Annotated in this window: 12 protein-coding genes; all 12 read left to right on the top strand. The window is 32.1% G+C overall.

Features of this window, described 5'->3' with window-relative positions; all coding sequences use genetic code 11:
* The first annotated feature begins 80 nt into the window (after positions 1-80).
* The 12 genes from L1S46_RS15780 (at position 81) to L1S46_RS15725 (ending at position 12,297) form a co-directional block, all read left to right on the top strand.
* Entirely contained in the window at positions 81-512 is a 432-nt protein-coding gene (locus L1S46_RS15780) for a phage tail tube protein (RefSeq protein WP_012059574.1), read from the top strand.
* Between the two features lie 404 nt (positions 513-916).
* Positions 917-1,321, top strand: a complete 405-nt coding sequence (locus L1S46_RS15775; RefSeq protein WP_065416066.1) for an XkdN-like protein — start codon at positions 917-919, stop codon at positions 1,319-1,321.
* Positions 1,322-1,496: 175 nt separating this feature from the next.
* Positions 1,497-3,917, top strand: coding sequence for a hypothetical protein (locus L1S46_RS15770; RefSeq protein ID WP_238900402.1), 2,421 nt, complete (start codon positions 1,497-1,499; stop codon positions 3,915-3,917).
* Between the two features lie 13 nt (positions 3,918-3,930).
* Positions 3,931-4,410: a hypothetical protein gene (locus tag L1S46_RS15765; protein ID WP_012059571.1), complete on the top strand. Its 480-nt coding sequence runs from the start codon at positions 3,931-3,933 to the stop codon at positions 4,408-4,410.
* Positions 4,407-5,411 (top strand): terminase, encoded by a 1,005-nt coding sequence (locus L1S46_RS15760; RefSeq protein ID WP_238900401.1) that lies wholly within the window; start codon positions 4,407-4,409, stop codon positions 5,409-5,411. The genes L1S46_RS15765 and L1S46_RS15760 overlap by 4 nt, the downstream gene beginning before the upstream one ends.
* Positions 5,411-5,734: a DUF2577 domain-containing protein gene (locus tag L1S46_RS15755; protein WP_012059569.1), complete on the top strand. Its 324-nt coding sequence runs from the start codon at positions 5,411-5,413 to the stop codon at positions 5,732-5,734. Before L1S46_RS15760 ends, L1S46_RS15755 begins: the two co-directional genes overlap by 1 nt.
* Complete coding sequence (locus L1S46_RS15750; protein ID WP_238900400.1) at positions 5,727-6,167, top strand: DUF2634 domain-containing protein; 441 nt, start codon at positions 5,727-5,729, stop codon at positions 6,165-6,167. The genes L1S46_RS15755 and L1S46_RS15750 overlap by 8 nt, the downstream gene beginning before the upstream one ends.
* Positions 6,160-7,266, top strand: coding sequence for a baseplate J/gp47 family protein (locus L1S46_RS15745; protein ID WP_238900399.1), 1,107 nt, complete (start codon positions 6,160-6,162; stop codon positions 7,264-7,266). Before L1S46_RS15750 ends, L1S46_RS15745 begins: the two co-directional genes overlap by 8 nt.
* Positions 7,259-7,963 carry a putative phage tail protein gene (locus tag L1S46_RS15740; RefSeq protein ID WP_238900398.1) on the top strand — a complete coding sequence of 235 codons (705 nt, stop codon included), beginning with the start codon at positions 7,259-7,261 and terminating at the stop codon, positions 7,961-7,963. The genes L1S46_RS15745 and L1S46_RS15740 overlap by 8 nt, the downstream gene beginning before the upstream one ends.
* 1 nt (position 7,964) lies before the next feature.
* Entirely contained in the window at positions 7,965-8,618 is a 654-nt protein-coding gene (locus L1S46_RS15735; protein ID WP_238900397.1) for a phage tail protein, read from the top strand.
* A gap of 172 nt (positions 8,619-8,790) precedes the next feature.
* Entirely contained in the window at positions 8,791-9,555 is a 765-nt protein-coding gene (locus tag L1S46_RS15730; protein ID WP_238900396.1) for a hypothetical protein, read from the top strand.
* Between the two features lie 12 nt (positions 9,556-9,567).
* Positions 9,568-12,297 (top strand): phage tail protein, encoded by a 2,730-nt coding sequence (locus tag L1S46_RS15725; protein ID WP_238900395.1) that lies wholly within the window; start codon positions 9,568-9,570, stop codon positions 12,295-12,297.
* The last annotated feature ends 9 nt before the right edge of the window (positions 12,298-12,306 follow it).

Genomic DNA, 12,306 nt, shown 5'->3' with positions numbered 1-12,306 from the left:
TTTAAGTTGTAATGTTCGTTAGAAATGTATTTAGTTTTCTATCAAATGTTATAGCTAGATTATACAAGGAGGTAATTATTATGCCACAAGCAAAGGATATTATAAATGGAACTTGGGGAGAAGTTTGGATTAATGGAGAATATGTTTCAGAGGTGTCAGCTCTTCAAGCAAAAGTCACTTTAACAAAGGTAGATGTTAACTTTACAAGGGATTTATGGAAGAGAAGTAAAGTAACGGGTATAGAAGGAAAGGGAACATTGAAATTACATCATATATCATCAAGAATGGCAATTTTAATGAAAGATAACATAAAACAAGGAAAGCAAACTGTATGTACTATAATTTCTAAATTAGCTGATCCAGATTCAGTAGGGGCTGAAAGAGTGGTACTTAAAGATGTTACTTTTGATGAATTAACATTGGCAGATTGGGAAGTTAAAAAGAATGTTGAAGATACAATTGCATTTACTTTCTCAGGCTATGATTTCTTAGATTTAATAGAACCACAATAAAACTATAGTTAAGCAATAGTCTGCCGAAATCGGAAATATTTTTGTTACGCAGGACTATGAAAATTTCGCTGGAAGGTTCTAAATGACAGGTTGTACTCATTTTAGCATGCTCCAATAATTCGAATGGACAAGCTAAAGTGCAACAACCTGTCGCAAAGAACCTTCATCAGCTTATTTTCAAATGCCTGCTACACAAAAATATTTTCGATTTCTAATGTAGATATTTGCTTAAGGTATGTAAAAATAAAGTAATGACAAGGAAATAAAAAATTACTGAATTATAGATATGCAATTTAATAACTAGACTTATAGTTAGAAGAACTAAGAAAAACGTTAATTGAATAAGCTTAGATTACACATTGTTTATCTATAATTTTATTAAATTTGAAATGGAGATGAAAGTTATGAATTTAGTTGAACAATTATTAAAAATAGATGCTGGCAAAATTGAGGTGCCTTCTAAGGAGGTAAAGCTTAAGCTTGCTAAACTTGGAAATATGGAGATTACATTTACATGTAATGCTATTTCCATGGAGAGATACAATGAAATTCAGGAAAGAGTGCTTCAAGTAGATAAGAAAGGAAATATTCAAGGATTTGCAACAGCACAGGCAAAGATAGAAACAGTTCTTGCAGGGGTGCCAGAGCTTAGATCAGAAGAGCTTATGAAACATTTCAAAGCTCCAACACCAAAGGAACTTATGAATAAGATTTTCTTACCTGGTGAAGTTGATATTTTAGCAGATACTGTAACTGAAATTTCAGGAGTAGAATCTACTAATAAAAAAGAAGATATAAAAAACTCATAAGCACTGATGAAACTGTTAATCTCCTATATTACTGCTGGAAACTTCATGGTAAGTGGCCAGCAGAAACAATTAATAGGGGATTTGGAGAAAAGATTATCATCAGTGCTTTTATTGAACAAGAAGTTGAAGATAAAATGAAACAAATGGAAGCCTTGTATTCAGGAGGTGATGATTAATGCCGTTTGAACTAGATTCAGCATTATTAAAAGTTATTGATGGAGCTCAAAAAGCTCAAAAGGCAATTGATAGTCTATCACCAGTAGCTTCAAAAGCATCTGAAAGTGTGAAAGCAATAACTAAAGCATCAGAATCAGTGGATAAACTCGAAAGTAGCTTTAAAAATACAAGAGATGCAGTAGGAAATACAAGATCAGCTGTTTCTGATTTGATACAAGCATTTACAGATAATACTGGGGAAAGATCTATTGAAAATATTGGAGAAAAAGCTAAAGGGGTGGTTCAATCAATATCTAATGTATCAAAAGCAGCTAAAGACATGAAAACTAGTTTTAAAAATACAAAGGATGAGATTGAAAATGTAAAAAACACTGCATCTAATTTGTATAAGGCTTTTGCAGGTACTGATTTAGGTAAAAAATCTATTAATTTTATAGGAAAACAGGCTTCAAAAGTATCTCAGAAATTTCCTAAATCCAATGGAGGTAAAGTATCAGGAGTCTTGAATAAGGGTGGAGAAGCAATAGGAAAGGCTGTTGGTGGAGTTCAGAAAACTAAAAAGGCAATAGAAGGTCTAGCACCAGTGGCTTCAAAAGCAACAGAAAGCGTACAAGCAATAACTAAAGCATCAGAATCAGTAGGTAAAGTAAAAAACAGCTTTAATAATACAAAAGATGCAGTAGGAAATGTAAGAACGTCTGTTTCAGATTTAATACAAGCCTTTACAAATAACACTGGGGAAAGATCTATTGAAAATATTGGACAGAAGGCTAAAGAGGTAGTTAAATCAATATCTAATGCATCAAAAACTGTTGAAGACTTGGCAACTAATTTTATAAATGCAAAAGATGAGATTAAAAATGTAAAAAGTACTGTATCCGATTTGTTTAAAACCTTTAAGGATAATGATTTGGTTAAAAAGGCTACTGACGGTATAGGAAAACGGGCCTCAAAAGTAGCTCAAAAAATTCCAAAATTAAATAGTGCTAAAGCATCAAAGACTGTAAAATCAGCTGGAATTGGAGCTAAGGGTTCTAATGTCTTGAATATAGCTAAACAATCAATGGGAAAAGTTGGTGCGTTAACTCCGTCTCTATCAACACCATTACAGGGACTAGCAGGAAGTTTTGAAAAAATTAAAGGTGTAGTTTCAAAGAGCTTTTCATCTATATTTGGAATCTTTACTAAATTGCCATTACCTCTTCAAATAGTAATTGGAGTAGTTGGATTACTTTCAGTTGCATTTGCTACAAATTTTGGTGGAATAAGAGATATAGTTATGGGAGTATTTAATAAAATTTCAGGTGCTGTAAAAGCTGCAATAGACACCTTCAAGAAAACTGGAAGTGCAGCTCAAGGAATAGGAGCTTTATTTACTAATTTATTTGGACCTAAGGTTGGAAATATTGTGACACAGACAATTAGTAAGATAATAGCAGTAGTTAAATCAATAGTAACCTTTATTCAAGCTAATATGCCTAAAATAAAGAGTATAATTGAAAATGTATTTAAAGGAATCCAATCAGTTTGGAATTCAATATTGAAACCAGTATTAACATTTGCTATTCAAATTTTTAGTAAATTAATAAGCTTTGTGATGTCTAACTGGCCACGTATAAAACAAACTATTACAACTGTTATGACAGCAATTAAAACTGTCATAAGCACTGCTTTAAATATGATAATGGCCTTTTGGAATGTTCATGGGCAGACTATAAAAACAGTAGTGTCTTCAGCATTTAACATAATTAAAACAGTAATCATGACTGTACTTAACGTAATAACAGGAGTGATTAAAACTGTAATGCAAGTTATAAATGGAGATTGGTCAGGCGCATGGAATACTATAAAAAGTACTGTGGGAACAGTATTTAATGGTGCCATAGATATTATAAGAAATATATTAAATTCAATAGGTGCAGTATTTAAAGATGTGGCTAAAACTGCAATTAGTTGGGGGAAAGATATGATAATGGGAATTGTAGATGGTATAAAAGGAGCAGTGGGTTATATTGAAGATGCTATTTCAGGTGTTGCAGATAGGATAAGAGCATTTCTTCATTTCTCAGTTCCAGATAAAGGACCTCTTACAGATTATGAAACATGGATGCCAGACTTTTTAAAAGGCATGGGTCGTGGCATTAAGGTTAATACTCATTTAGTAACTGAACCAATTAAAGATCTTGCAGTAGGAATAAAAACTGGTGTAAATAAAAACTTATCATCAGGAAACAAGACTAGTAGCCAAGGATTTAAAGGAGCTTCTGGATTAACTAAGGATGATAGCGCACAAAATGGATTTGCAATAACAATAGCAAAGCTTGCAGATTCCATAATAATTAGAGAAGAAAGCGATATAGATAAAATTGCAACAGCTCTCGCCAATAAATTGAGTCAAACGGCTCTTGGAATGAGTTAGGAGGTATTTTTAAATGATAGAATTTTGGTTTAATCAAGACGATACATGGTTACAACTTCCTGTACCACCTTCTAGTTATTCACTTAAACTAGCTAACAACAATTCAGTAGTTAGTGTAGAATCAATTGGAGAAATAAATATATTAGGAGATTCAAAGCTTTCAGAAATATCTTTTGAGAGCTTTTTTCCTGCCCATAAATATAAATTTTGTGCATATTCTGATATTCCTAAACCATTTGAGTGCGTTGCACAAATAGAAGCTTGGAGAAAAAGTAAAAAGCCAATAAGAGTCATACTTACAAACACAGATATCAATGATCTATTCTCTATAGAAACTTTTGAGTATGGAGAAAATGATGGAACTGGAGATATAAACTTTACATTAGCATTAAAGCAGTATAAGGCATTGAAGTTAAATGAAAAAATTGTAGGTCAGTGGGGGGCAAGTTTTAGTTTAACTGATGTAAATAATATATTGGGTGGTAATATATGATTAAAATATACAGCTTATATGAAGGCTGGCTTTTAACAGATATAACTCCAGTTTGCAAAAGTATTGAATTATCAGCATCAATAGATCAGCCTGCAAGAAAATGTTCATTTAGTATGTTATATTCCTTATCAGATATAAATCAGCCTAGAGTTCAAATATGTCCAGGAACATTAATAAAGATTGTAGATGAAACTTATGGAGAAATTTTTAGAGGTGAAGTTGTAGATAGGACTTTAGGAAGTTCAAATCAAGAAGAAACTTTTACTTGTTATGATTATATGAGGTTCATTATGAGTTCATCAACAAGTATGAATATTAAGAATATGTCTCCAGAAAATGTTGTATATAAAGCTTGTGAGGAATTAAACATCAAAGTTGGTGATGTAGTGGTAACTGGAATGCCGATAGGTAGACTATGTATAGATAAGAGTTATTATAGCATAATAATGCAGTGCTATAGTGAAGTTAGCAAGCAAAATGGAAAACAATATGTTCCTATTATGAAAGCTGATACGTTCAATGTAATTGAGAAGGGGCAAATAATATCAGATTATTTGCTTCAATCTGCTAATGTGGATTTGTACAATAACAACATAATAGATATGAGTTACAAAGATTCCCTAGAAAATATGATAAACAGAGTAAAAATTTTCGATGTTAACAATAACTACGTAGATCAAGTGGAAAATTCAGAGCTTGTAAAAAGATATGGTGTTTTTCAGACATCGTACACAGTGGAAGATGAGAACAACACATATGAAGTAGCACAAAATAAGTTATATGGCTTCAGTGAAGAAATAGAAATTGAAGCCATTGGCAATTATAGCTGTTTAACAGGATATGCTGTTAAGGCGAAAATATGGTATTTAGATATTTTGAAAGATGCAACTCTTTATGTTAATGCTGATACTCATACCTGGGAATGTGGAACAGGAAAATATACAATGAAGCTTACAGTAAGCTTAAGCAACAAAATGGATTTACAGGAGGTTGATAGCTAATGGATCCATATGTAAAAATGTTAAATTTAATGAAAAGAAAAGGTGCAGAAAGTAATCCTCTTTCCATATGCATTGCTAAGGTTAATTCTCCACCTCCTGAAATAATAATTCAAACAAATGATTTGCAGCTATATAAGGATGATCTTTATATAGCTGATTATTTATTATCGGGATATTCAAGACAAGCGTCAGTAACAAATACTGATGGGACTGCAGTAAGTTTTCTAGATACAATTAAAATTGGTGATGAGCTAGCAGTATTGCCTACTAAGGATAATCAAACATGGATAATACTTTGTAAGGTGGTGAAATGTAGTGGCTAGTATATTACCTGAAACAAATTTAAACATGGCAAATAAACTTGCGGCATTTTCACAAGAAGAGAAGGTCACAGATATTCCTAAAGAATATGCTTGGGATTTTGAAAAAAATGATTTCAAACTTAAGGATGGAAAATTTCAAATTGTAGAAGGAATAGAAGCATTAAAAATATGGATATGGAAAGATCTTAAAACCAGCAAAGGAAAGTATCCGATTTACAGCGATGCATATGGCAATGAATTTGAAAAAATAATTGGTAAAGGGTTCAGTAAAAGTTTAATCGAAAGTGAGGCTAAAAGGTTAACTTTAGAATGTTTAAAGGAAAATAAACACATATTAGGCGTAAAAAACTTTGAGGTGGATAAAAACAATGATATTTTAACCATAACTTTTACAGCAATAACTGATTGTGGGGAGGTGACAATTGATGTATGAAAATAATACTGAAGAAAATTTAAGATCACAAATGCTAGATAGTATTGATTCTGGAATATCAAAAAGTGAAGGATATTTTGTATATGATGCTATTGCTCCATCTGCTAAAACCATAGCGGATTATTATAAGGCACTAGATACAATTTTGAAATTAGTATTTGGTGAGGAAGCTCAAGAGGTTCCTCAAGAGGAATATGATAAATTTATAAATAAAGATGCAGCAAGACATGGCTTAGAGCGGAAGCAAGGTTTATATTCAGTGGGGCAAGTGACTTTTTTAGGGTTAGAAAATTCTATAATATATGAAAATAGCGTAGTTCAAACTGTTGAAGGCTTAAAATATAAGGTGACATCTCAAGGAAAAATTAAAGATGGAAAATGCATACTTGGAATTAAAGCAATAGAAATAGGTTCTAAATATAATGTTCCAGCTAATGCTATTGTTGAAATACCAATTAAAATAAATGGGATAACTAGTGTGAAAAATGAAAGTGCAACTACTAGTGGAACTGATACTGAAACTAGTGAAAATTTATTAGAAAGAATAATATCTAAAGAAAGAGAAGAAAGCAGCAGTGGGAATATATATGATTATGAAAAATGGGCACTTCAGATATCTGGTGTTGAATATGTGAAAGTAAAGCCTCTTTGGGATAAAAGCAATGGAATGAACGGAAATGGCACTGTAAAGGTAATAGTTGCAGGAAATAATGGAATTCAGCTAGATGATACTATAGTACAAAAAGTTAAACAATATATAGATCCAGCAGATGGTCAAGGAAGTGGCAAGGCACCAATAGGAGCCACAGTAACTGTAGTATCAGTAAATCCATTAAAAATTGATGTTAATATACTTGGTCTTACTGCATTAGATGGATTTGATATAAAGGATGTTAAAGACAATATAAAAGAGTCTCTTGATAATTATTTAAAAACAATTCCAGTAGGCGGAGTTGTAAAAATAAATACTGTTGAGGCAAAGGTAGTAATGACAGCTGGAGTTAATGATATATCTTCAGTGAAAATAAACAATGATACTAAAAATATAATTACAGCTGATGAAGATAAGGCATCTTTGGGAGGGATAACTTATGAATAATATAGCTGATTTAGAAGCATTTAAAAATATTAAGAGTGCAAGTACTTCAAGTGAAAACAGTGGAAACCAATCAGTAGATGATTTAAAGAGCTATGTTATTGATGAAATAAAAAATAGTTATATTTTCCAGGAAATATTTAATGCTTACGGAAGTAGATTTGATAAATTAGGCTTGGATATTTCAGATTTATTCCTGCAAATTTTGCCCCAAACTGCAACTGAATGGGGCTTGAAACTATGGGAAAAAAGAGTTGGTATAACTACAAATAATGCTAAATCAATTGAAGAAAGAAGAGCAAGGGTATTAGCAAAGCTTAACTCTAAAGGCACAACAACAGTTGAAGTAATAAAGCAGATTTGTAAAAGCTTTGTTTCAGAAGCTGAAATAATTCAGAATAATCCAGAATACTATTTCCAAGTAAATTTAATAAGTGATACAGGCTTTCCTTATGCTTTAGATAGCTTGTACGACTCAATAGAAATAGCTAAGCCAGCACATTTAGGCGTTAAATATAAACTAATATCCGTAAATCAATCACAAATGTACTATGGCTTAGGATCAATTATGGGAGAGACTATGACAGTCTATCCGTGGATTGCTAAAAATATTGAATCCAGCGGAAAAATGGAAAGTAGTATCAGCCAATGTACAGGTTCAGAAAACATAACAATATATCCCAGTAAGGAGATGAGTTAATTTGGCAGAAAAATTTTATACGATGTTAACAAAATTAGGGAGAAAAAAATTATCAGCTTCAGCAGTTTCGGGCAGTAAAGTGAATTTTGAAACCCTAAAAGTTGGAGATGGAAACGGCTCATATTATGAGCCTTCAGAGGAGCAAACATCAATTGTAAAAGAAGTTTGGTCAGGAAATATAAGTGCAATTTCAGTTGATGAATCAAATGAAAACTGGATAGTTGTAGAAACAGTAATACCAGCAGCCGATGGAGGATTTTTCATCAGAGAAGCTGGTATTTTTGATGATGCTGGAGATATGATTGCAATCACCAAATTATCAGAAACCTATAAACCAACAATTTTAGAAGGAAGCACAAAAGATTTAGTCATAAAAATCGTACTAGAAGTCAGCAATGCAAGCAGCATAGATCTTAAGATAGATCCAAATGTAGTAGTTGCAACTAAAGGAGATATACAAATATTACAGTCAAAATTTCAAGAAGTCAGTACTAAGTTATCAGGGAAAATGCAATTGTATATTAGTGAGACGCTGCCAGCTATAGCTGATAGAACAAGTGATACTTTGTATTTTAAAATAACAGATAAAATAACCAATGGCTTTGCAGACAATGTGAAGGTAAGTCCCAATATGGGTATTAAAATAGTTCAATAGGAAGCTAAAAATAATATATATGTTGAGATTGTAAATTTACGTTTGAATATCTAGTAAGCTAAGCGCGCTCAATTAAGTCTATAATGTAGAAACTTAATTACAAGATATATTAAAAATTAAATATTTATGCAAATGATAATTAAAACAGTCAATAAGAAAGGATGATTATATAATGGCAAATTTAGATAAAGTAAGAGTTCAATTATTAGATGAAAGTACAGGTGCAGTATTAAAGGAAGTAAATGTATTAACAAGCGCAGATGCAGTTACATTTGCTGACGGACAAACGTTTCAACAAAAGTTAGATGGAGGATTATTGAAAGGCCCTCAAGGGGTCCAAGGTATACAAGGTGTGCAAGGACCAGCTGGAGATCCTTTTACAATCGCAAAAGTGTATAGTTCAGTTTCAGCTATGAATACAGGATTTGCTACAGATGGATTAAAAATAGGGAGCTTTGTGTTAATAGACACTGGAAATGTTAATGATGCTGATAATGCAAAATTATATGTTAAGGGCTCAACAGCATACACATATATAACAGATCTTAGCGGTGCAACAGGTATGCAGGGGCCACAAGGAATTCAAGGTATACAAGGCCCACAAGGAGCAGCTGGAATTAGAGGATCTCAATGGTATAGTGGAACTACAATAACAGGAACTAGCACCTCAGCAACAGTTTTTACTGGAAGTGGTATAACTTCAGCATTAGTAAATGATCAATATTTTAATACAAGCACAGGAAATGTATATGTATGTACAGTTTCAGGAGACGCAAGTACAGCAAAATGGGTATATTCAATATGTTTAAAAGGAGCCACAGGCGCAACTGGTGCAACTGGATCACAAGGACCAGCAGGAGCAGACGGAGCGAGTATTAAAGTTGGTACTGATTATGCAAGTGGAACACAAGTTAAATTATTTCTAAAGACTATTTAAGGGGGAAAACAAATGGCAACAAAAAATATAGAAATACAAGATAGTACAGGAAATATATATTACCCACATACTGATGCATCAATTGTTAAATTTGGGGATTCAAATGTTAATGCAACATTGTCAGATTTAGTAAAGAATATCTCTAATGATGTCATATTAACACCGTCAATAGATTATGGAATGAACAATGTAATAAAAAATAATGGTAAAACATCCTCAGTACCTAGTTTCACAATACAAGGTAAAAGTGTAGTAAATTTATTAGGTAAGGATGGTAATTGTGAAGATATAAGTAAGTGGACTGGTAATAATGGTACTTTAGTATTAGATTCTACTAATAAAATATTTGGCAATAATTCTATTAAGCTTACTACTACTACCACAACTAATACTTATATTCGTAAAAATTTAAATATACTTATAGATAATACAAAATATTATTGCCTATCAGCATATTTAAAAACCACATCAACTAGCAATCCTGTTTATATACGATCTGTTCTATCTTCGGTTAAATATAGCAATACTGTAACAAGTAATACATTCACTAAGGCTTTTGTAAAACTAAGTCCTACAGATCTAACAGGATACACATCACTAGGAATAGATATAGTTATGTTAAATAGTGTAATAGGGGATACTTTTAATGCAGACGGAATAATGTTAGAAGAAATAACACAGTCTCAATACAATGATTCTACATTTACACCTAGTCCATATGCAGATAGTTATACATGTTTGCGAAATCCATATGTTGAAGTAAGACATGAAAATTTGGTTAGAAATGGTAATGGAGAAGAAGGAACTGATTGGTGGACACCTATAGATTCTACTGCCACTATTACTTATATTAACGGAAAATTAAGAATGACAGGAACAAGTGCGTGGAGTGGAGTTAATTCAGCTAATATTTCAGTAAAGCCGAATACAAATTATTATATTAAATTTAATAAAACTGGTGGAGGTATATTTATTAATCCAACTGATAATTATAGTTCTTTAGCTACATCGGGTAGTGTTGGTGGCATTGGTTATTTTAATACTGGAAGCCTTTCCTCAATAAGGGTGAGTTTGAGTTGTAATGGAACAGCAGGCACTTATGATTTTGATTCTATAATGTTAGTTGAAGGAACTACTGCTCCATCAAGTTATAAATCATGTAGATTAGAAAGAACAGTATTAGAAACTAAATTAACCTCTGATGATTCTATTACTTATAAAAATGGAGAAGTTACAGGGCAAATATGGTGGAAGCATAAGACCTTATATGGTAAAGATTATGATTGGCAGTATTTTAATGATGGTACAGGTGGAAAATGTATAATAATACCTAGAAGCTCACTATTAGGACTCCAGATTAGAAATTCCTCAGATGTATTTGTAAAACACGATGGAACAATATTGAACGCTAAGACAAACTTTGTCTTAGATGCATATGATTCAGGTGATTACTTTTACTATAACCCTAAAGACACTGACACAGGATGGGCAGAAAGTATTAACCCTAATAATGATGAAGTTAAAGCTTTTATGAATGGTTGGAAAGCAACTTATATTGATTCATCATTAGGTACTGTTATGTGGGTTTCTATAATTGATGGTAGTTATCCTTCCATTGTATCACAGACAACGGTAGCTACAGCTTATTCAATAGGGTCTCCGACTTTAGTTGTCGCAGATGCTAGTAAATTTGCAGTTGGTGAAGTATTACTATTCCCTGTAACTGGTGGAAGAATTACTATTTCCGCAATTAATGGTAATACATTGACTTTATCAGGCACATATGGAGGAACACAATCAGTTGGAGCAGTTGTAATGAGATGTGATAGTGCTACAGATAACAGATTAAGGTCTTATTGTAAAAACAATGTTGCTTCTAATTACGATGGGTATCAACTACATTACAAACTACAAAATCCAGAACCTATTACAGATGATAATTGCCATATTCATGGAGATATTCCTTTGTTTGATGTAGGAGACAACTATTTATATTTAGATAGTGGTATGGTATTAGGTGAAGTTGCTAATCCAGTAGTACTTGGTAATGTATGGATTAATGACTATGACATAAGAGCAACAACGTATTCAGCACCAAGTATATTCAAAAATAAAGATCAAACTATATATTCAATCTATAAAAATTGGATATATGATAGGAATAACTGGTCTGATTCTATATCGTCTACTACTTATGGTAAATTGGCATTAGTTACACCTCAAGTTAACTTTGATACTAATGCAGTTTATACAGTAGACTATAAAATATTAGCTACAATAGCACCACAAATCGGAACAATAAGTTGTAGTTATTCTCAAGATATAAATAGTGCTATATCTAATATACATGAATCATTAAATAGTAAACAAGCACATGATAGTATATTGGATCAAATTGTTGATTTAAGTGTGTATGAGAAAACAGGAGTACCTTATGACACAGCATTGCCTTGGTTCACTACACAAAATAATGGTTATCTTTTTGTTAGTATTATTATTCCGATTAGTCCAAAAAAGTGTATCCCAGTAATCTCATTGGATTCTTTGCGAATAGTTAATACTCCGTCAGGTTCAGAAATTGATATAACCAATAAATTTATCAATACTTATATTATTGTTAAGCCTAACTATGTATATTTAAGATGGTTTACTAATGATGCCACCACAATAGCAAATATAAAATCATATGGTGTTTACATGTCTAAATTAAATATTACTGCGGATTGCAGAGGAAGAATATAGGAGGTATAA

Origin of the sequence: Clostridium sp. YIM B02500 (assembly GCF_022324665.1) — a bacterium.
Lineage (GTDB): Bacteria > Bacillota > Clostridia > Clostridiales > Clostridiaceae > Clostridium > Clostridium beijerinckii.
Note: the sequence above shows the minus strand (reverse complement) of the source record. Positions and strands in the feature narration are given on the sequence as shown.

Bases quoted from the DNA above. Each gene is read 5' to 3' on its own strand.
- L1S46_RS15760 (WP_238900401.1), top strand. From the start codon at position 4,407: ATGATTAAAATATACAGCTTATATGAAGGCTGGCTTTTAACAGATATA.
- L1S46_RS15775 (WP_065416066.1), top strand. From the start codon at position 917: ATGAATTTAGTTGAACAATTATTAAAAATAGATGCTGGCAAAATTGAG.
- L1S46_RS15745 (WP_238900399.1), top strand. From the start codon at position 6,160: ATGTATGAAAATAATACTGAAGAAAATTTAAGATCACAAATGCTAGAT.
- L1S46_RS15730 (WP_238900396.1), top strand. From the start codon at position 8,791: ATGGCAAATTTAGATAAAGTAAGAGTTCAATTATTAGATGAAAGTACA.
- L1S46_RS15740 (WP_238900398.1), top strand. From the start codon at position 7,259: ATGAATAATATAGCTGATTTAGAAGCATTTAAAAATATTAAGAGTGCA.
- L1S46_RS15725 (WP_238900395.1), top strand. From the start codon at position 9,568: ATGGCAACAAAAAATATAGAAATACAAGATAGTACAGGAAATATATAT.
- L1S46_RS15755 (WP_012059569.1), top strand. From the start codon at position 5,411: ATGGATCCATATGTAAAAATGTTAAATTTAATGAAAAGAAAAGGTGCA.
- L1S46_RS15780 (WP_012059574.1), top strand. From the start codon at position 81: ATGCCACAAGCAAAGGATATTATAAATGGAACTTGGGGAGAAGTTTGG.
- L1S46_RS15765 (WP_012059571.1), top strand. From the start codon at position 3,931: ATGATAGAATTTTGGTTTAATCAAGACGATACATGGTTACAACTTCCT.
- L1S46_RS15770 (WP_238900402.1), top strand. From the start codon at position 1,497: ATGCCGTTTGAACTAGATTCAGCATTATTAAAAGTTATTGATGGAGCT.